Origin of the sequence: Rathayibacter sp. AY1F4 (genome assembly GCF_002931775.1) — a bacterium.
Taxonomy (GTDB): Bacteria; Actinomycetota; Actinomycetes; order Actinomycetales; family Microbacteriaceae; genus Rathayibacter.
Window position 1 is genome coordinate 63,501 of record NZ_PSVE01000001.1, and the last position, 20,898, is coordinate 84,398.

Consider the following 20,898-nt stretch of genomic DNA (forward strand, 5'->3'; position numbering starts at 1 on the left):
CGGCGCTTCCCGGAGCCCCTCAGCCCCCGGGGGCGCGCCGCCCACGGTGCGCCTCCGGGCCCCACGCCGCCCCCTGACGATGGAGTCACGATGACGACCGCACCGATGCCCGCCGACGCCGAGCGCCCCCGATCCGCGAGGCTCCGGCGCCGCCTCACGGCCGGGCTGCTGATCCTGCTCGCCGCGGTGGTGGCCCTGCCCTTCACCGCCGCCTCCCCGGCCGTCGCCCTCGGCGAGCCGACCTTCACCAACCCGATCGCTCCGGACACCGCCGACCCCACGATCGAGTTCCACGACGGCAACTACTACATGGTCGCGACGACGTGGGACAACCGCGTCGTGATGCGGAAGGCGCCCACCCTCGCGGCGCTCGGCACCACCGCCCCGACCACCGTGTACACCGACACGAACCCCGGCCGGAACGCCAACATGTGGGCGCCCGAGCTGCAGCGGCTCCAGGGCCCGAACGGCTGGCGCTGGTACCTCATGTACACGATGGGGACCGCGGGGAACTTCGACGGCCAGCACCTGCAGGTGATCGAGAGCGCCGGGGACGACCCGATGGGCCCCTACACCTACAAGGGCCGCCCCGTGCCGACCGACCGGTGGAACATCGACGGCGCGTACCTGGAGCTCAACGGCGAGCTGTTCATGACCTGGTCCGAGTTCCAGCCCGGGAACGGCCTCCAGAGCAACTACATCGCCCGGATGTCGGACCCGTGGACCGCGACCAGCACCGGCACCGTCCTCTCGGAGCCGGTCGAGCCGTGGGAGACCATCGGCATGCCCGTCAACGAGGGACCGATCCCGCTGCAGAAGGACGGCCGCACCTGGATCGTCTACTCGGCGAGCTTCTGCGGCACCGAGGACTACCAGCTGGGCACCCTCGAGTACGACGGCACCGGCGACCCGGTGCTCGCCTCCTCCTGGACCAAGAGCGACGGACCCGTCTTCTCGAAGGCGAACGGCGAGTACGGCACCGGCCACAACGACTTCTTCGACTCGCCCGACGGCACCGAGACCTGGAACCTGTACCACGCGAACCCCGGCCCGAACGACGGCTGCGGCCGCCAGCGCTCGGCCCGCGCGCACATCGTGGAATGGACGGCGACCGGCGAGCCCGACTTCGGCGCTCCGCTCGGCACCGCGGCCCGCATCCCCGTCCCCAGCGGCGAGAACGCCCCGATCACCGCTCGCGTCGAGGGCGCCCCGTGGCAGCTCGTCAGCCGCAGCACCGGCCTCTGCGCCACCGTCTCCTCCGCGCAGAGCGGCGACGGCGCCGGCGTCGTGCAGGGCTCCTGCTCGACCCCGCGCGCGAACTGGATGCTCGACGCCACCGGCGAGGGCACCCTCCGCGTGATGAACGCCTCGAGTGGCAAGGCGCTCGGACCGGTCGGCTGCGCCACCGCAACCGCCGGGCTCCAGCAGTCCGCGTGGCTCACCACGAGCTGCCAGCAGTGGACGGTCGCCCCGGCGACCGGCGGCTACTCGACTCTGACGAACCGCACCAGCGGCAAGCTGCTGGAGGCGTCCGGCTCGACCGTCCGCCAGGCGGCCGCCACCTCCGCCGCGGCTCAGGAGTGGGTGCTGCGCCCCGCCGGACCCGTCGCCGTCACGTCCTTCGTCACCGGCAAGTCCTTCGACCTGCCGAACTGCTCCACGGCCGACGGCGCCCTGCTCCAGCAGCAGGACTGGCTCGGCTCGCCCTGCCAGCGCGTCACCTTCGGCTCCGCCGCCGACGGCGCGCTCGAGATGCACCCCGTCTCGGCCGCCGCCAAGTGCCTCGCGGTCACCGGAGGCTCCGCCGCCGACGGCGCGACCGTCACCCAGGGCGCGTGCGGCGTCACGGGCAGCAGCTGGCGCCTCCGCCCGGGCAACGACGGCACCGTCGAGCTGCGGGCCGCGCACAGCGGCAAGGCGCTCGACCTGTCGAACTGCTCCGCGCAGAACGGCACCAGGATCGGGCAGTGGAGTGTCCTGAACAACGACTGCCAGCGCTTCCGCGTCTCGCTCGGCGCCCCGGCGTCGACGGTGCCGCTGCAGCCGGTGGCGACCTCGGCCGCGCGCTGCGTCGCCGGCAAGGTCGTCGTCACCACGGTCGTGAGGAACGCGGACGACCTGCCCGTCGACGTCACGATCGGCACCGGCACCGCGGCGAAGCGGGTCACCGCGCTCGCCGGTGGAGTGAGCACGTCGACCGCCGTGACGACCCGTCAGGCGAGCGTCCCGGCCGGATCCACGACGGTCGCCGTCGCGGGCACCGACGACGCCGGCCGCACCGCGACCGTCACCGCGAGCCACCCCGCCCTCACCTGCGGCTGATCCTCCTGCCGGTCGCGCAGCCGGCGCAGCGGCGTATCGAGACCTCGTGCTCCGTACACGGGTCTCGATACGCCCCTGGCGGGGCTGCTCGACCAGCAAGGGACGTCGCCGGCCGAGCCGCCCCCCTCTGCCGGCCGAGCAGCCGCGCAGCGGCGTACCGAGATCCCCCCCGTGCTCCGCACACAGGTCCCGACACGCCCCTGACGGCGCTGCTCGACCCGGCACCCCGAGACCCTCCCCCCGACCCGCACCACTCCACTGAAGGAGCACCATGCCCCCCACCACCACACCCGCGCGGCGAGCGCCGCTGCGCGCAGCGCTCGCCGCGCTCGGCCTCGGAGCAGTGCTGCTCTCGGGCCTCGTCGCCCCGGCTCCGGCCGCGCAGGCGGCCGAGGCCGTGATCCCGCAGCAGGGCCTCCTCGCCGACTACCGGTTCACGCAGACCACCGGCAGCGCGGTCCCGAACTCCGTGAGCGGAGGCGTGGGAGCCGCCACCGTCCGCAACGCGACCGACGCGCTCTGGACCGGCACGTCGCTCCGCCTCACCGGCGGCCCCAAGAGCAGCACCACCGCCCCCTGGGTGCAGCTGCCCGCGAACCTGCTGACCGGTCGCTCGTCGGCCACCGTCACGATCGAGACTCGCGCCGGCGCGTCGATGCTCTCGAACTTCCACTTCCTGTGGAACATCGGCAGCGACAGCACGAACCAGTACTGGTTCGCGTCCGTCCGCGACCGCGTGCGCACCGCGATCACGACCAGCGGAGGGAACGGCGAGAACAATGCCCGCAGCGCCTCCGCCCTCACCGCCGACCGCTGGTACAGCCTCACCTCGGTGATCGACGGCAGCGCCGGCACGATCTCGTTCTTCGTCGACGGCGTCCAGGTCGCCTCGGCGCCCACCGCCCTGCGCCCCTCGTCGGTGGCCGACCAGTCGCTGAACACGATCGGCCGCGCACCGTACCCCGACCCGTTCTACACGGGCGAGGTCTCGGCGTTCCGCGTCTACGACCGCGCGCTCACCGGGGCGGAGGTGGTGGCCGTGTCGAGCGTCGACGCGAAGCCTCACGCCTCCACGTTCTCCCCGATCGCCGCCGCCGTGCTGGCCGGGGTCGCCCCGCTCACCGTCGACGACTCGACCACCAACCTGCCCGACTACGGGGGAGCGGTGACCTGGTCCTCCAGCGACCCGACCCTGCGCGTCTCGGCCGACGGCCGCACCCTCAGCGCCGACCGCCCCGCCGTGGGCCAGGCCGCGCGCACCTCGTCGCTCACCGCGACGGCGTCGATCCGCGGAATCGTGCAGACCCGCTCGATCGCCGTGACGGTCGAGCCGCAGGTCGGCGTCGACACCCCCTACGGCTACCTGATGGTCCACTTCGTCGAGGACTCCCAGGGCTACGCCGAGAAGATCTACCTCGACGTCTCCCGCGGCGACGACCCGGAGAAGTGGGACCCGCTCAACGGCGCGAAGCCGATCCTGGCCTCCGACCTCGGCACCACCGGTGTCCGCGACCCGTACCTGACCTACAACCCCGACACGGAGAAGTACTACATCATCGCCACGGACCTCCGCGTCTTCGGCGGCGACCGGGGCCCCAGCACCTGCGACACCTGGTGCTACTGGACCACCAAGGGCAGCACGAAGATGAACGTCTGGGAGTCGAGCGACCTCGTGTCGTGGAGCGACGTCCGGCAGTTCGACGTGGCGCTCGACGCCGCGGGGACGAAGAAGCTCGAGGCCGGCATGATGTGGGCTCCCGAGGCCACGTGGGTGCCGGACTACGCGGGACCCGGCAAGGGCGCGTTCGTCGTCTACTGGTCCTCGACGGTCTACCCGACCGCGGCGCACACGCCGGGCACCGGATCCTCCCGCGTGCTCTGGGGAGCGACCACGGACTTCACGCAGGCCACCTACTCGTACGGCGGCACCTTCATCGACACCGGGGCCGACACGATCGACACCACGCTGATCCAGGACTCCGGCACGACCTACCGGATCTCGAAGGACAACGGCACCGGCAAGGGCATCTACATGGAGTCGACCACCTCGGCGACCTGGTGGCTGCCGACGACCTCGTGGACGCAGATCCAGTCGCGCATCGGCGCGGTGTGGTCCGGCGGCAACCCCGGTGGGGTCGAGGGCCCCGCGGTGTTCAAGGACCACGGCGAGGACACCTGGTACCTGTACGTCGACGTGATCCCCGCGACCGGCTACAAGCCGATGGTGACGAACGACCTCGACACGGGCTGGACCCAGCTCACCGACCCGGGCTTCTCGCTCGCCTCGTCGACCAAGCACGGCGGCATCGTCTCGCTGACCGCGGGGCAGTACGCCGAGGTCCGCTCGGCCGACGCCGCCTCCGCGGTCCGCTCGGACCTCGGCGAGGTGACGGTCGCCTCCGGCACCGACGCCGCGGCGGCTCTGCCCGCCCGCGCCGACGTCGTGCTCGCCTACAACCGGGGCACCGCCTCGCAGCCGGTCACCTGGAACACCTCCGCGGTGGCGACGGCGCCCGGCCGCTACTCCGTCACCGGAGTCGTCCGCACGATCGGTGCGAACGACAACCAGTGGGTGGGCGCGAACGGATCGACGGCCTACAACGCCGCCGACCGTCGGCTCTCGAGCTCCACGGCCGTCACGGTCACCGCGACCGTGGTGGTGACGGCACCGACCTCGACGCTCACCGCGTCCACCCGCTGCGTCGCGGGCAAGGTCGTCCTCACCGGAGTGGTGAAGAACACGGGCACGACGCCCCTCTCGGTCGTCATCCGCTCGCCGTTCGGCGCCTCGCAGACGCTGACCGCCGCCCCCGGCGCCAGCGCCTCGGCCGCCTTCACCACCCGTCAGGCCTCGGTCCCGGCCGCCTCGCTCACCGCGGGCGCCCTGACCGCGGCCTACCCGGCGCGCACCTGCTGACGCACGCGCGCCGCTGACGCCGAGACGGCCCGCCCCCGCCGAGACACCGCCCCACTGCGGTGCCTCGGCCGGGAGCGGGCCGTCTCGGCGTCGAGCGCCTCGGAGCTCCGCGGCGGCCGCCCCACATCCCGGCACGGCAGGCTGTACGGATGAGCGCGCCTGGAACCACCGACCCCCTCGACCGCGTCCGCGTGCGCGGCGCCCGCGAGAACAACCTCCGGAGCGTCGACGTCGACGTGCCGCGCGACGCCCTCGTCGCCTTCACGGGGGTCTCCGGATCGGGCAAGAGCTCGCTCGCCTTCGGCACGCTCTACGCGGAGGCGCAGCGCCGCTACTTCGAGTCGGTCGCCCCCTACGCGCGGCGGCTGATCGACCAGGTCGGCGTGCCGGACGTCGACTCGATCGAGGGCCTGCCGCCGGCCGTCGCCCTCCCGCAGCGGCGCTCCGGAGGCTCGGCGCGCTCCACGGTCGGCAGCGCGACGACGCTCTCGAGCGTGGTGCGGATGGTCTTCTCGCGCATCGGCGCCTACCCCGAGGGCGCGCCGATGCTGCTCGCGGAGGACTTCTCGGCCAACACCGTGCAGGGAGCGTGCCCCAGCTGCCACGGCATCGGCCGGGTCTACGACGTCCCCGACGAGCTGATGGTGCCGGACGACTCGCTCTCGATCCGCGACGGGGCGCTCGCCGCCTGGCCGACCGCCTGGCACGGCAAGCAGCTGCGCGACAGCCTGATCTCGCTCGGCCACGACATCGACGCTCCGTGGCGCGATCTGCCCGCGGAGGACCGCGACTGGATCCTGCACACGCCCGACTCGCCGCAGGTTCCCGTGTGGACCGACCGCTCGCCCGCGGAGGTGCGCGCCTCCGTGGCCGCCGGGGACGAGCCGCGCTACATGAGCACGTTCCTCGGGGTGCGCCGCTACGTGCTCGACACCTTCGCCGGCTCGAAGAGCGCCCGGATGCGCGAGCGCGCGGCCTCGTTCGTCGTCAGCGTCGCCTGCCCGGTGTGCGGCGGCCGGAGGCTGAAGCCCGACGCGCTCGCCGTCACCTTCGAGGGGCTCGACATCACCGAGCTGTCGGCGCTCCCGCTCGAGGAGCTGGTCGTCGTCGCGCGGCGCGTGCTGGAGCCCGGCTGGACCCCGGCCGACGGCGCTCCGCAGACCCGCCTGGCCGCGCAGCGGCTGGTCGAGGACCTCGTCGCCCGCCTCGCGCCGATCGTCGACCTGGGCCTCGGCCACCTCTCGCTCGACCGCTCCACGCCGACGCTCTCCTCGGGGGAGCTCCAGCGGATGCGCCTCGCGACGCAGGTGCTCTCGCGCCTCTTCGGCGTCGTCTTCGTGCTCGACGAACCGTCCACGGGCCTGCACCCCGCCGACACGGAGGCGCTGCTCGGCATCCTGCGGACTCTGCGGGCGACCGGCAACACCGTCTTCTTCGTCGAGCACTCCCTCGACGTCATCCGCGAGGCCGACTGGATCGTCGACATCGGCCCGGGCGCGGGTTCCGGAGGCGGCACCGTCGTCTACTCCGGCACGCTCGACGGCCTGCCGGGCGCCCGCGGCTCCGTCACCCGCCGCTATCTCTTCCCCGAGGGCGACCCGGCGCCGCTGCGCTCCCGCCGCACCGCGGAGCAGTGGATCGAGCTCGCCGGAGTCTCGCGGCACACCCTCGACGACCTCTCCGTCGCGTTCCCGGTCGGGGTGCTCACCGCGGTCACCGGCGTCTCCGGATCGGGCAAGTCGACGCTCGTGAACCAGGCGCTGCCCGATCTGCTGCGCGCCTCGCTCCGCGCCGACGTCGCCGAGGACGCGCCGGCGGAGGAGGGCGGGGAGGCGGACCCGCTGCTCGACGCGGCCGCGGCGGCGACCCGCGGCACCGCCTCCGGGCCCGCGGACCGCCTGCGCCGCGTGGTGCAGGTGACCCAGACCCCGATCGGCCGGACCTCGCGCTCGAACGTCGCGACCTACACGGGCCTGTTCGACCGGGTGCGGACGCTCTTCGCGGCCACCCCGGAGGCGAAGCGCCGCCGCTTCTCGGCGAGCCGCTTCTCCTTCAACCTGCCCAGCGGGCGCTGCCCCGTCTGCAAGGGCGAGGGCTCCGTGGAGGTGGAGCTGCTGTTCCTCCCGACCGTCGAGGCGCCCTGCTCGGCGTGCGGCGGCAGCCGGTACAACGACGAGACCCTCGAGGTCACACTGGGCGGCCGGACGATCGCCGACGTCCTCGCGCTGAGCGTCGCCGACGCGCGCGAGGCCTTCGCCGAGGACCGCGAGGTCGCCCGCCACCTCGACGCGCTGGTGGACGTGGGGCTCGGCTACGTCTCGCTCGGCCAGCCGGCGCCCGAGCTGTCCGGGGGAGAGGCGCAGCGGGTGAAGCTCGCCTCGGAGCTGCGTCGCGCCCAGCGCGGGGACACGCTCTACCTGCTCGACGAGCCGACGTCGGGCCTGCACCCCGCCGACGCCGACCGCCTGCTCGAGCACCTGCAGCACCTGGTCGACGCGGGCAACACGGTGATCGTCGTCGAGCACGACATGCGCGTCGTCGCCGACGCGGACTGGGTCGTGGACCTCGGCCCGGGGGCGGGCCGGGCCGGCGGCTCGGTGGTCGCGACGGGCGCTCCGGAGGAGGTCGCCGAGGCCGCGGGCAGCCGCACCGCTCCGTACCTCCGGGCGGCTCTGGACCGGCGCCGCTGAGCGCCCGACGACCCTGTCAGTCCTCTCACCGAAACCTCACCGAAAACTATTGTTAACGGTAACATTCGAGGCGGCCCGCCCCCCTGGGCCGGATTTCTCAACGACGAGAGGCCTCACAAATGAGACGACGACTCCCCCTGGCCACCGTGGCGGTGATGGCGCTGACGGCGGGTCTCCTGTCGGTCGGCCCCACGGCCCAGGCCGCCCCCACCACCTCGCTCGACGCCGCGAAGGTGCTCGAGCTCCCGTTCGACGGGTCGCTCGCCGACACCAGCGGTCGTGGTACCGCCCTCGGGATGCAGAAGGGCACGGCCTCCTACGGCACCGGCCTGAACGGCCGGGCGTTCGAGTTCACCGGATCGAACGCGATCTCGCTCGGCACTGCGGCGGCGCTGCAGCCCGCAGACCTCACCGTCTCGTTCTGGTACAAGCCGACCAGCGCGATGACCGGTGAGCAGGTCTTCACCTGGAACAAGACCGCCTACAACTCCGACGGCTGGTACCTCACCTCCGAGGGCGACGGCACCCCGCTCGCCCTCTCGATCGGCCCGTCCGGCGGTCAGCCGTACAAGGTCGCCGTCGAGACCGCCCGCTCCGGCTTCTTCCCCGCGGGGGAGTGGACGCACGTGGTCGCCACGTACGACAAGAGCACCAAGGCCGTCGCCTTCTACCGCAACGGGGTGAAGCAGACCGCCGTCGTCAAGACCGCGCCGTCCTCCTCCGCATCCGGCGTCCTCGGCTCCGAGAGCACCTCGACGAAGACCCTCGGCTTCAACGGCCCCCAGTACAACGGCGCGCACCTGCGCGGCCTGCTCGACGACTACGCGCTCTACAACGGCGTCGCGACCACCACCGACGTCGTCGCCCTGACGAAGGCCGGGAACCCCTCCTTCGACCCCGCGAGCATCGCCCGGGCCGACCTCGAGCTGGTCGCCCCGCCCGCGAGCACCAGCACCGGCTTCACCCTGCCCACCGTCGGCGCGAAGGGGTCCGCCCTCAGCTGGACCTCCTCCGACCCGGCGACCGTCGCGATCAGCGGAGGCACGGCCGCGGTCACGCCGCCCACCGGCTCCGCGACGCAGGTCGTCCTCACCGGCTCCGCCACCTACGGGGGCAGCACCGCGGTCACGAAGACCTACACTCTCCAGGTGCAGCCCCGGGGAGTGAAGACGTCGAACTACCTCGTGGAGGCCGGCCTGTCCGACGTCTCCGTGCAGGACCCGTACCTCGAGAACGGGGAGCAGCAGACCGTCGAGTACCTGCTGAGCCTCGACCCCGAGATGTTCCTCTACTCCTTCTACCGCGAGGCCGGGCTCGCCCCGACCACGAGCGGCGGATACGGGGGCTGGGAGCGCGAGAACGGCACCCGGTTCCAGGGCCACTTCTTCGGCCACTACGTCTCCGCGCTCTCGCAGGCCTACGCCACCACCGAGGACCCGACCACGAAGGCCGCCCTGCTCGCGAAGCTCACCGCCTCCGTCGACGGGCTGAAGAAGGTCCAGGACGCGTACGCGCTGAAGGACCCCGCGAACGCCGGCTACGTCTCGCCGTTCCCGACCCGCTACCTCCCCTCGGGCGGCGACGGCCTGCTCGTCCCCTTCTACAACCTGCACAAGGTGCTCGCGGGCCTCCTCGACGCCCACGAGCACGCCCCCGACGCCGTCTCGCAGAAGGCGCTCGTCGTCGCCGGCGGCTTCGGCAGCTGGATCACCGCCTGGGCGGGCCGTCAGGCGAACCCCGGTCAGCTCCTCAACACCGAGTACGGCGGGATGAACGAGGCGCTCTACCGCCTCTACGAGACCACGCACGACCCGGCGCACAAGCGCGCGGCGGAGTACTTCGACGAGACGGCGCTGTTCCGCAAGCTGGCGAACAACGAGGACGTCCTCAACGGGCTGCACGCGAACACCACGATCCCGAAGCTGATCGGCGCGCTGAAGCGCTACCGCGTCTTCACCGACGACCCGGCGCTCTACGCGACGCTGACCGACGCCGAGAAGTCGGACCTCGACATGTACCGCCGCGCCGCCGAGAACTTCTGGCGGATGGTCGACGAGACCCACACCTACGCCAACGGCGGCAACAGCCAGTCCGAGCACTTCCACGCCCCCGGCACCCTCCACGAGTACGCGACCAACGGCCAGACGACCGGCTACGGCGAGAACTCCACCTCCGAGGGCTGCAACATCTACAACATGCTCAAGCTCACCCGGTCGCTGTTCCAGGTGACCGAGGACGTGAAGTACGCCGACTTCTACGAGGAGGCGTTCATCAACGGCGTCCTCTCGGTGCAGAACCCGGACACGGGCATGGTGACCTACTTCCAGCCGCAGACCGCGGGCTACGCGAAGGTCTTCGGGCACGAGCACGACGAGTTCTGGTGCGATCACGGCACCGGCATCGAGAGCTTCACGAAGCTCGGCGACTCGATCTACTTCGAGAAGCCGAAGACCGTCTTCGTGAACCAGTTCCGCTCCTCCGTGCTCCGCTCCCCGGCGAACAACCTGAGGCTGAGCCAGACGGCGGACATCCCCGTCACCGACACCGCGACCCTGCGGGTCGAGGCGCTGGCGGGAGGAGCCGTGGCCGCGGGCACGACCCTGAAGCTGCGCGTCCCGTCCTGGATCGACGGAGCACCGACGCTGACCGTGAACGGCGCGACCCGCACGGTCACGGCCGAGGCCGGCTACGTCTCCGTCGCCGTCGCCGCCGGCGACGTCCTCACCTGGAAGCTGCCCGCCGCGGTCGCCGCCGTCGCGGACACCGAGAGCGCCGACTGGACCGCCTTCCGCTACGGACCGGTGCTGCTGGCGACCGAGCTCAACCGCTCGAACGTCGAGGCGTCCTACGTCGCCGGCGTCCTGGTGCGGATGGGCACGGCCGACAAGTCCGTGAACTCGAACATCGTCGTCGGCGACTCCGCGGCCTGGACATCGGCGATCCGCGACAACCTGGTGCGCCTGCCCGACGGCGCGGACGGCAACGGCCGCACCACGATGCGCTTCGGCATGAAGAACGTCGACGCCGCCTCCGCCGCCCGGGTCTTCACCCCGTACTACAGCCTCTACAACGCCCGCTACGCGACGTACATGACCCTGATCGAGCCCGACTCGGCCGCGGCGCAGGCGCTGATCCGGACCCAGAAGGAGCAGCTGCGCGTCGACGAGACGACCATCGACTCCCTCACCTCGTTCGACAACAACAACAGCGAGGCCGACAAGAACTACAAGACCGCGCGGTCCGGAGTCGGCACCTGGCGCGGGGAGGGCTACCGCGACGGCGAGCGATCGGCGGAGGCGTACTTCCAGTACGACATGATCGTCGACCCGACCCTGCCGGCCAACTACCTCGGCGTCCGCTACTACGGCGGCGACGCGGGACGCACCTTCGACGTCTACCTCAACGACGTGAAGCTCAAGACCGAGGTGGTCTCGGGAGCGGCCGGAGCGACGAGCTGGTACGTCCAGTACGACCGGATCCCGGCGTCCGTCCTCAGCGGCCTTGCCGCGAAGGACAGCTACAAGCGCGACCAGAGCGGGAAGTACGTGCTCGACGCGCAGGGACGGAAGATCCCCGTCGTCACGGTGCGCTTCCAGGGCACCGGGTCCAGCTACGTCGGCGGCGTCTTCGGGGTCTACACCACGGAGTCGACCACCTACGCGGTGGACCCGGAGCTGACGAAGCTCTCCTCCGACGTCGGGACGCTCTCGCCGGCGCTCGCCGCCGGGGTGCGGGACCACACCCTGACGGTGCCGGCCGGCACGACCAGCGTCTCGCTCGACCTCGACCCGGCCGTGCCCAGCGGTCTGGTGAAGGTCGACGGCGTGCTGATCGACGACACCCTCCGACGCACAGTGCCGCTCGCGGCGTCGGGCGCGACGAGCGTGGTCGTCGAGTCGTCGGCGCAGGACCACACGACCACCGCGACCTACCGCCTCTCTATCGTCCGCGCCTCCGCGGCGACGGTGCCGACCACCGTGACGGCCACCAGCCGCTGCGTGGCGGGCAAGGTCGTGGTGACGGTCTCCGCTCGGAACGACGCGAAGGTCCCGGCGGCGATCACCATCGCGTCCTCCTGGGGCTCGAAGTCGTTCACCGGGATCGCTCCGGGGTCGAGCGCCTCCCACGCCTTCACCACCCGCTCCGCCTCGGTGGCCGCGGGCTCGGCGACGGTGACCGCGACGGCCACCCTGGACGGAGCCGCGGTGACGACCATGAAGCAGGCCGCGTACTCCGCTCTCACCTGCAAGTGAGATGACGACGACGGCCGCCGGGCTCGCCCCGGCGGCCGTCGTCGTCAGTCGGAGGTGCGGTAGAGGCCCTGGAGCAGCCCGATGACGTCGCCCAGGACGGGCGGCGGGTCGCTCCGGATCCACGCGGCGTGCACGGGGACCGGCGGGGCATCGCGGACGACTCGGTAGGCGAGGCCCTGCCGCCGGTACTGGCTCACCGTCGACTCCGCGGTCACTCCGCGGGCGGTGCCGCTGCTGATCACCGTGAGCCAGTCGTCGACGTCGGTCGTCGGGACGGTGATCCGCGGCCGGTCGTGCTCGGGCCAGAGGTCGAGCCGGGTGCTCCCGGTCCGGTCGTCGAGCGCGAGCGGAGCGGTCGCCACCTGGGCGAGGGTGACCGTGCGCTTCGCGGCGAGCGGGTCGTCGACGGACAGGGCGCAGTAGCGCTTCTCGGTGCCGATCAGAGCCGACTCGACGTCCGCAGCCGGAGATCCGCGCCGGAGGATCGCCAGGTCGCTGAGGCCCTCCGCGAGCCCCGCGGTGGGGGTGTTGGAGCGGATCAGCCGCAGCTCGTGGCGGGGGAGCGCCGCGGCCCAGCGGCGCTGGAACTCCTGGGTGTGCTCGCCGAGAGCCGACCAGGCGTAGCCGATCCGGATCGTGTCCGTTCCGGCCGCCGCCTCCTCGCGCAGATCGTCGACGACGGCCAGGACGCGGCGGGCGTGCCGCAGCACCCGCTCGCCCGCCGGCGCGAGCTCGACGCTGCGGGTCGTCCGGTGGAGGAGCCTTCGTCCGAGGACGGACTCGAGCGCCGCGACGTTGCGGGAGACCGCCGTCTGGGAGATGCCGAGGTCGATCCCCGCGTCGGTGAAGGTCCCGGCGTCCACGACGCCGACGAACGACCGGAGGTGGCGCAGTTCCAGATCCATGACCGCATCCTATTCATGCGGTTCCCGCATCGATCGGACCGGTTATGCATTGTGAGCCGGGGCCGGACGGCTCGCAGACTTCCGGCATGACGAAGCAGCTCCCCGGCGACGGACGGACCGTCGGCGTCGCGACCGCCCTCGCGAGCGCCCTCTCGAATCAGCTCGGGGCGGCCTCCGGGACTCTGGCCTTCCCGGTCCTGGGATCCGTCGGAGTGGTCGCCGTCCGGCAGATCGTCGCCGCGCTGATCCTCCTCCCGGTCGTGCGGCCGCGGATCCGCGACCTGACCCGCGCGCAGTGGTGGCCCGTCCTGCTCCTCGCCGTGGTGTTCGGAGCGATGAACCTCACGCTCTACGCGGCCATCGACCGCATCGGGCTGGGGCTGGCGGTGACCCTGGAGTTCTGCGGGCCGCTGGCGGTCGCGCTCCTCGGCTCCCGGAGCAGGACCAGCGCGCTCTGCGCCCTCGTCGCCGGAGCGGGCGTCGTCGCGATCGCCGGGCCGAGGCCCTCGTCCGACCAGCTGGGGATCGCGCTCGGTCTCGCGGCCGCGTGCTGCTGGGCCGCGTACATCCTGCTCAACCGGATCATCGGACTCCGGCTGCCCGGAGCGCAGGGGACCGCCACGGCGACCGGGATCTCCGCCGCCGTCTTCCTGCCCGTCGCCGTCTGGACGCTCGTCACGACGCGCCCCGACGCGGGCACCGTGCTCCTGGCGGTCGGCGCCGGCGTCCTCGCGACGGCCGTCCCGTTCGTGGCCGACGTGATCGCGCTCCGGAGGCTCCCGGCGAGCGTGTTCGGGACGCTCATGAGCGTCAACCCCGTCCTGGCCGCCCTCATCGGCGCGGTCGTGCTCGGGCAGGACGTCGGCGCGGCCGGATGGATCGGCATCGCCCTCATCGTCACCGCGAACGCGGCGGTCCTCCGGCGGGGGCGTCACGCGCGGTGAGGCCCGGCGGCGGGCCGAGCAGCTCGACGACGGCGTCGAGCACCGCATCGGTCCTCCGCGCCAGGGGGGAGTCGGCGGAGACGAGCGCGCTGATCCGCTCGCGGGCGACGCGGCCGAGCGGCGTGATCCCGATGACGCGCTGCCGCTGGTCCGTCGGCGACACCCGGCGCTCGACCAGTCCCCGCGCCTCGAGCTGCCGGCAGAGGAAGGTGACGTTCTGAGGGGTGCAGTGCGCTCGGGCGGCCGCCTCGCTCATGGACGGAGCGGGCTCGCCGGGGTCGATGCTCCAGAGGAGGTGGGCGGTCGTGGCGGTGATGCCGTACTCGCGCAGTGCCGGAGCGAGCGCCTCGTCGGTGCGCGCCACCACGTCGTAGACCGCGGCCAGTGCGTCCGCCAGCCGCTCGTCCCGTCGCGTCGCCATGCGATCAGAATATCGCTTCAAGTCCTGAAGCATGTACCTTGAAGCTTCAAGGATTGAAGGGAATCTGAGCCCTTCCGAGACCACCGCGCCCCTTCTCGGGCGCCGAAGGGAGACCGCCGTGGAGATCGCACGACTCGACGGGCGCACCGTCGTCGTCACCGGGGCCGCCGGTGGCATCGGCTTCTTCGTCGCGGAGGGACTCGCCCGCCTCGGCGCGCGGGTCGTCGTCGCCGCCCGCTCCGAGGCTCGGGCGCTCGCGGCCATCGGGCTGCTCCCCGACCCGGGCCGGCACCGCCACCTGCCGCTGGACCTCTCCGACCGGGAGTCGATCCTGTCGGCGGGGGACGCCCTCCGGCGCCTCGGCACCCTCGACGGCATCGTCCTCAACGCGGGGATCATCACCGCGCCGAGGATCGCTGCGACGGGCGCTTTCGGCGTCGAGTCGACGGTCGGCGTGAACGTCCTCGCGCATGTCGAGCTCCTGCGCTCCGCACTGCCGGCGCTCGAGGAGGCGCCGGCCGCACGGATCGTCAGCACCGGCAGCATGCTCACCCGGCGGATCCCCTTCGACCCCGACGACTGGCTCTCGCAGAAGTCCTACCGCCCCCGCGTCGCCTACGCGATGTCCAAGCACGCCGCGGAGATCCTGGGGTTCGAGCTCGACCGGCGCCTCCTCGAGGCGGGGTCTCGGATCCGCTCCGTCGTCGCCCACCCCGGCGGCGCCATCGACGCCCTCACCCCCGAGCGGCCGCCGCTCCACGAGCGGCCGCTGCCCGTGCGGCTCCTCGCACCCGCCCTCGCGCCGCTGGTCTCGCGCCTGGTGCAGGGGAAGGACTCCGCGGCGCGACCCGCCGTCGCCGCCGTCGCCGCACCGACACTGCCGCGGAACGCCTACATCGGCCCCCGCCACGGAGCCGCGGGAGAGCCGGTGCTCGCGACTCCCGTGCCCAGCTCGACCGACGCGGCGCTGGGCGCGCGGCTCTGGCACGAGGCGGAGGCGATCCTCGGCGGCCCGGTCCTCGGGGCGCTCTGACGGACGGGGCCCTCGAGGGGGGGCGGCGGAAGAGGAGGCGCGGCGGCGAGCAGCCGACCCGAGCGGTCCGCGGCACCGTCACTCCGGACCGCGGAGGGGGAGAGGGGACGCGCGTCCGTCGCGCGGGTCCGAGCGCGCCTGCGCCGAGCCCACCGCACGGGACCGGCGTCGACGATCCTCATCGTCGGCGATCTCGAGACGGATCCGGGCCGACGCCGGGCCGACCTCGCGGGTCGGCCCCTCGACCGACCCGCCCGCGGTCCCGCCGCTGTGCGTTACCTGTTCGTTATGAAAAAGGGGCTTACACGACCAAACCAGGGACACCCTGGGAAACGGCAGGTCGCGGGAGAAAACTCTCCTCCATGAACCAGACAGCGGCACCCGTGCGCGAGCATCGAGCTCTCTACTTCCTGCTCGCCGCCCTCGCGGGCATCGTCACGGGCGGAGTCCTCCTCGCCGTCGCCGAGCTCATCGCCCTCGCGGTCGCCCGCACCGCGAGCCCCGTGCTCGCCCTCGGCGCCTTCATCGTCGACATCGTCCCGCGCCCGCTCAAGGAGTTCGCGATCGAGACGTTCGGCGAGAACGACAAGACCTTCCTGCTCGGCAGCGTGGGCGCCGCGGTCGTCGTCGCCGCCGCGATCGCCGGAGTGCTCCAGCTGGTCCGCCCGCCGCTCGGCCAGGTGCTGCTCGTGATCGCCGGCGGCCTCTCGATCGCCGCCATCGTGACCCGTACCGGAGCGTCGCCGCTCGCCGCGGTGCCCACGCTGGTCGGACTCGTCGTCGCCGTCGTCGTCATGCACCTCCTCTTCACGCGCCTGCGCGGCTGGCGTGCAGCCCGGGCCTCGGAGGCCAGGGGAACATCCTCCGAGGCCCGTCCGGGCGCCCTCGAGCGCCGCGGCTTCTTCCGCATCGCGCTGATCTCCGCCGTCGGCGCGGCCGTCGTCGGCACCGGTGCCCGACTGGTCAACGCGGCGACCTCCTCCCTCGCCGGTGTGCGCGACGCCCTGCGCCTCCCGTCTCCGCGCAGCACCGTCTCGGTCCCCGCGGGCGCCGAGCTCGACATCGAGGGCATCACGCCGCTCTACACGCCGAACGCCGACTTCTACCGCGTCGACACCGCCCTCACCGTGCCCAACCTGGACCCGTCGGCCTGGTCGCTGAAGATCACCGGCATGGTCGACCGCGAGGTGACGCTGAACCTCCAGCAGATCTTCGACATGGGCCTCGACGAGTACGGCATCACCCTCACCTGCGTCTCGAACCAGGTCGGCGGCAATCTCGTCGGCAACGCCAAGTGGCTCGGCGTCCCCCTGCGCGACGTGCTGAAGATGGCCGGCGTGCAGAGCGGAGCCGACATGCTCCTCTCGACCAGCAGCGACGGCTACACGGCGTCCACCCCGATCACCGCGGTCACGGACGACAACCTCGACGCGATCCTCGCCGTCGGCATGAACGGCGAGCCCCTCCCGTTCGAGCACGGCTTCCCGGTGCGGATGATCGTGCCCGGCCTCTACGGCTACGTCTCGGCCACCAAGTGGCTCACCGAGCTCAAGGTCACCACCTTCGAGGCCGACCAGGCCTACTGGACCCCGCGCGGCTACTCCGCCGAGGCCCCCATCAAGATGTCCTCGCGGATCGACACCCCGCGGATCGGTGTCCCCGTCACCTCGGGCGCTCTCAAGATCGCTGGCGTCGCCTGGGCGCAGAGCATCGGCATCGAGAAGGTCGAGGTGAGCATCGACAACGGCGACTGGCAGGAGGCGACGCTCTCGACCCCGGTCAACCTCGACACCTGGGTGCAGTGGTTCGTCGACTGGGACGCCCAGCCGGGCTCGCACTACGTCGCGGTCCGCGCGGTCGACAAGAACGGCATGGTCCAGATCGAGGACCGCGCGCCGGTCGCGCCCGACGGATCCTCCGGCTGGCAGCGCACGCTCATCAACGTCACCTGACGCCCGGTGGAGGCGCCGATCCCCGTGGGTCGGCGCCTCCGGTGCGTCCGGCGTCCGTCGCGAGGACGCCCCCGCACCGGGCACCGCGGCACGTCCCGGCCCGGCGCGCAAGCCTCCGCGGCGGCGCGGCCCGCGAGGAGGCGCCGCTCTAGCCTTCGAGGATGCGCTCCCGGCTCCTCCACCTCCGCGAATCCTTCTGGTTCCTCCCGGCCCTGTTCGGCGTCCTCGCCGTCGGGCTGGCGCTGGGGCTGGTCGAGGTCGACCATCTGCTGGTCCGCGCCGGCGTCAGCGACATCCCCCTGATCGAGGACCTGTCGCCGACCGGCGGCCGGGCGATCCTCTCGGCGATCGGCGGGACGATGCTCGGTGTCGCCGCGACCTCGTTCTCGATCACGATCTCGGTGCTGGCGACCACGTCCTCCGCCTACGGGCCCCGGCTGGTCCGCAACTTCATGGCCGACCGCGGCAACCAGGTCGTCCTGGCGGTGCTCACGTCCACGTTCCTCTACTCGCTGATCGTGCTGCGCGCGGTGCACACGGAGGAGGACGCGTCGCTGACGTTCGTGCCGGTGGTGGCCGTCTCGTTCTCGGTGCTGCTCGCGGTGGGCGACGTCGCGGTGCTCGTCTACTTCATCCACCACATCGCGCTGTCGGTGCAGGTGACGACGCTGCAGCAGCGGGTGCTCGGCGAGCTCGTCGACGTCATCGGGCGGCTGCATCCGGAGGACGGGGAGGAGTCGACGGATCCGGAGAAGGCCCTGCTGGCGGAGGAGGCCCTGCCGCCGGCGGGGCGCGAGCCGGTCGTCCTGCGGGCGGTGCGGGGCGGCTACGTCGAGCAGGTCGAGATCGAGCGGCTGGTCGCCCTGGCCCGCCGCGGCGACGCGCGGCTCCGGGTGCTCGCGCTGCCCGGCGACCACGTCCTCGTCGGCGACCCGGTGCTCGAGGTCCTGGAGGGGTCCGTCGCCCAGGAGGAGGCGGTCGCCGCGGTCGTCGTCGCCGACGCGCGCACCCCGCACCAGGACCTCCGCTACGCCGTCCAGCAGGTGGTCGAGATCGGAGTCCGCGGGCTCGCGACCGGCACGAACGACCCGTACACCGCGGTCGGCGCCGTCGAGGCCCTGACCAGCGCGCTCGTCGACCTCTGCGGCCGGCCGGAGGCGCGCGGCCGCTACTCCGACGCCGACGGAGTCGTCCGCCTAGTCGTCCCGTGGCCCCGAGCGGGCGAGCTGCTGGCCGACGTGTTCCTCGCCCTGCGCTCGTACGCGATGGAGCAGCCGCTCGTCGTCCGCGCCGGCGTGCGCCTCGCCGAGCGGCTCGCGGTCGTCGCCCGCGGCGGGACCCGCGTCGAGCTGCACCGCCAGGTCCAGGCGTTCGCCGCCGCGCACGCCGCCGCCGACGGCGACGCCCTCGAGGCGCCGGCCCTGCGCGCGTCGCTCGCCGCGCTCGAGGCGCGCCTCGCGGCCTGACGCCCGCCCTGCCCGGCGCTCCGGGAAGCCGCACCACCCGTGGAGTGCTCGAATCGATTCGAGTAGGCTCGGCGCATGACAGAGAACACCACTGAGCTGCGCGTGGGGGTCGTCGGCCTCGGCTTCGCCGGCACCACCCACCTCGACGCCTTCCAGTCCCTGCCCGGCGCCCGCGTCGTCGCGCTCGCCGGCCAGGAGGAGGCGCGCCTGCACGAACTCGGCGCGACCCGCGGCGTCCCCGACCTCTACGCCGACTGGGAGGACCTCGTCGCCCGCGACGACCTCGACGTCGTCTCCATCGGCGTCCCGAACCACCTGCACCACCCGATCGCCGTGGCCGCGCTCGCGAGCGGCAAGCACGTCTTCTGCGAGAAGCCGCTCGCCACCACCGCCGAGCTGGCGGCCGAGATGGTCGAGGCCGCCCGCACGAACGACCGCGTGCTCGAGATCGCCTACAACCACCGCCGCCGCGCCGACGTCGCCTTCCTCCGCGACTACCTCGACGACGCACCGCTCGGCGACGTCTACCACGCCCGCGCGAGCTGGCAGCGGCGCACCGGCATCCCCGGCATCGGCTCCTGGTTCACCAGCAAGGAGCTCGCCGGCGGCGGCCCGCTCATCGACCTCGGCTCCCACGTGCTCGACATCGCGCTGCACCTGCTCGACGAGCCGCGCGTGACCAGCGTCTCGGCGGTCGCGTACGGCGAGATCGGCCGCTCCGGCCGCGGAGGGCGCCCGCACGGCGTCGCCGCCACCGGCACGCACGCGTTCGAGGTGGAGGACTTCTCGAGCGCCCTGCTGCGCCTCGACAACGGCCGCTCGCTCCAGCTCGACGCCTCCTGGGCCAGCTACTCCAAGGTCGACGAGGACATCGAGGTCGAGCTGCTCGGCTCGGCCGGGGGCGCGCGCCTCCACATCGCCGACTACGCCACGGAGGGGACTCTGACGCTCTACTCCGAGGTCGCCGGAGCGCCGACCGTCTCGCACCCCGACGTGAAGGTCCCCGCCGGACACCACCGCTCGGTCATCGCCGAGTTCCTGGAGGCGATCGCCTCGGGAGCCGACGCGCCCGCGGGCGGCCCCCGCTACTCCGGCCACTACGGCGAGTACGCGCTGCACCGCAGCCGGGTGGTCGACGCGATCTACCGCTCCGCCGCCGAGAAGAAGGAGGTGGCGGTCGCATGAGCGCCCCGATCGAGGTCCTCGTCTGGAACGAGTTCCGCCACGAGACCCGCGGCGACGAGACCGTGCTGCGCCACTACCCGGACGGCATCCACCGCGTCATCGCGGACGGGCTCGCGGAGTCGCTCGGCGACGCCGTCTCGGTGCGCACCGCGACGCTCCCCGAGCCCGAGCACGGGCTCACCGAGGAGGCGCTCGCGACGACGGACGTGCTGCTGTGGTGGGGGCACATCGCGCACGAGGAGGTGTCGGACGAGGTCGTCCAGCGCGTCCTGCGGCATGTGCAGGAGGGGATGGGGATCCTGGTCCTGCACTCCGGCCACTACTCGTCGATCTTCAAGGCGCTCATGGGCACGACCTGCTCGCTGAAGTGGCGCAACGACCGCGACCGCGAGCTGGTCTGGACAATCGCGCCCACGCATCCGATCGCCGAGGGCGTGCCCAGCCCGCTGATCATCCCCGAGCAGGAGATGTACGGCGAGTACTTCGACATCCCGGTGCCGGAGGAGACGGTGTTCCTGTCGACGTTCACCGGCGGCGAGGTGTTCCGCTCCGGCGTGACCTACACCCGCGGCCTCGGGAAGGTCTTCTACTTCTCGCCCGGCGACCAGGACTACCCCGTCTACCACCACCCGGACATCCGGCGCGTGCTGGCGAACGCCGTCCGCTGGGCCCGCCCGACTCGGCCGCGCACGCCCCTCACGGCCGACCACCACCCCCGGGGCTGGTTCGAGTCCTGACGCCCGCTCCCGCGCCTCCGTCTCCCTCTCCGCGGGATGCCGCTCCGGTACGCGACACGCCGTGCCGGCCGTA

Annotated in this window: 12 protein-coding genes; 10 read left to right on the top strand and 2 right to left on the bottom strand. The window is 72.7% G+C overall.

Translation table 11 applies throughout. The features are described 5' to 3' along the window. Nucleotides 1-90: 90 nt before the first annotated feature. The 4 genes from C5C59_RS00285 to C5C59_RS00300 all read left to right on the top strand — a co-directional run bounded on the left by C5C59_RS00285 (nucleotide 91) and on the right by C5C59_RS00300 (nucleotide 12,182). The gene (locus C5C59_RS00285) at nucleotides 91-2,322 is read left to right on the top strand and encodes a family 43 glycosylhydrolase (protein ID WP_219813997.1); all 2,232 of its coding nucleotides are present in this window, start codon (nucleotides 91-93) and stop codon (nucleotides 2,320-2,322) included. 271 nt (nucleotides 2,323-2,593) lie between these two features. After that, complete coding sequence (locus C5C59_RS00290) at nucleotides 2,594-5,239, top strand: LamG-like jellyroll fold domain-containing protein (RefSeq protein WP_104239233.1); 2,646 nt, start codon at nucleotides 2,594-2,596, stop codon at nucleotides 5,237-5,239. Nucleotides 5,240-5,388: 149 nt separating this feature from the next. Beyond that, entirely contained in the window at nucleotides 5,389-7,929 is a 2,541-nt protein-coding gene (locus tag C5C59_RS00295) for an excinuclease ABC subunit UvrA (protein WP_104239234.1), read from the top strand. Between the two features lie 119 nt (nucleotides 7,930-8,048). Further along, complete coding sequence (locus C5C59_RS00300; protein ID WP_104239235.1) at nucleotides 8,049-12,182, top strand: beta-L-arabinofuranosidase domain-containing protein; 4,134 nt, start codon at nucleotides 8,049-8,051, stop codon at nucleotides 12,180-12,182. A gap of 44 nt (nucleotides 12,183-12,226) precedes the next feature. On the opposite strand, the gene C5C59_RS00305 is transcribed toward C5C59_RS00300, so the two are convergent. Then, nucleotides 12,227-13,087 (bottom strand): LysR family transcriptional regulator, encoded by an 861-nt coding sequence (locus C5C59_RS00305; protein ID WP_104239236.1) that lies wholly within the window; start codon nucleotides 13,085-13,087, stop codon nucleotides 12,227-12,229. A gap of 86 nt (nucleotides 13,088-13,173) precedes the next feature. On the opposite strand from C5C59_RS00305, the gene C5C59_RS00310 reads away from it, so the two are divergent. Further along, nucleotides 13,174-14,031 carry a DMT family transporter gene (locus tag C5C59_RS00310; protein WP_104239237.1) on the top strand — a complete coding sequence of 286 codons (858 nt, stop codon included), beginning with the start codon at nucleotides 13,174-13,176 and terminating at the stop codon, nucleotides 14,029-14,031. Here the strand turns inward: C5C59_RS00310 and C5C59_RS17105 are convergent. Beyond that, nucleotides 13,985-14,452, bottom strand: a complete 468-nt coding sequence (locus C5C59_RS17105; RefSeq protein WP_181134783.1) for a MarR family winged helix-turn-helix transcriptional regulator — start codon at nucleotides 14,450-14,452, stop codon at nucleotides 13,985-13,987. The two genes, C5C59_RS00310 and C5C59_RS17105, sit on opposite strands and share 47 nt — an antisense overlap. A gap of 118 nt (nucleotides 14,453-14,570) precedes the next feature. Between C5C59_RS17105 and C5C59_RS00320 the strand changes: the two genes are divergently transcribed. The 5 genes from C5C59_RS00320 to C5C59_RS00340 all read left to right on the top strand — a co-directional run bounded on the left by C5C59_RS00320 (nucleotide 14,571) and on the right by C5C59_RS00340 (nucleotide 20,825). Next, nucleotides 14,571-15,485 carry an SDR family NAD(P)-dependent oxidoreductase gene (locus tag C5C59_RS00320; protein ID WP_181134784.1) on the top strand — a complete coding sequence of 305 codons (915 nt, stop codon included), beginning with the start codon at nucleotides 14,571-14,573 and terminating at the stop codon, nucleotides 15,483-15,485. Between the two features lie 362 nt (nucleotides 15,486-15,847). Continuing rightward, the gene (locus C5C59_RS00325; protein ID WP_104239239.1) at nucleotides 15,848-17,437 is read left to right on the top strand and encodes a molybdopterin-dependent oxidoreductase; all 1,590 of its coding nucleotides are present in this window, start codon (nucleotides 15,848-15,850) and stop codon (nucleotides 17,435-17,437) included. A gap of 161 nt (nucleotides 17,438-17,598) precedes the next feature. Beyond that, entirely contained in the window at nucleotides 17,599-18,903 is a 1,305-nt protein-coding gene (locus C5C59_RS00330; RefSeq protein WP_104239240.1) for a DUF2254 domain-containing protein, read from the top strand. A 75-nt stretch (nucleotides 18,904-18,978) separates the two neighbouring features. Then, complete coding sequence (locus C5C59_RS00335; protein WP_104239241.1) at nucleotides 18,979-20,088, top strand: Gfo/Idh/MocA family protein; 1,110 nt, start codon at nucleotides 18,979-18,981, stop codon at nucleotides 20,086-20,088. Further along, complete coding sequence (locus C5C59_RS00340; RefSeq protein ID WP_104226581.1) at nucleotides 20,085-20,825, top strand: ThuA domain-containing protein; 741 nt, start codon at nucleotides 20,085-20,087, stop codon at nucleotides 20,823-20,825. Before C5C59_RS00335 ends, C5C59_RS00340 begins: the two co-directional genes overlap by 4 nt. The last annotated feature ends 73 nt before the right edge of the window (nucleotides 20,826-20,898 follow it).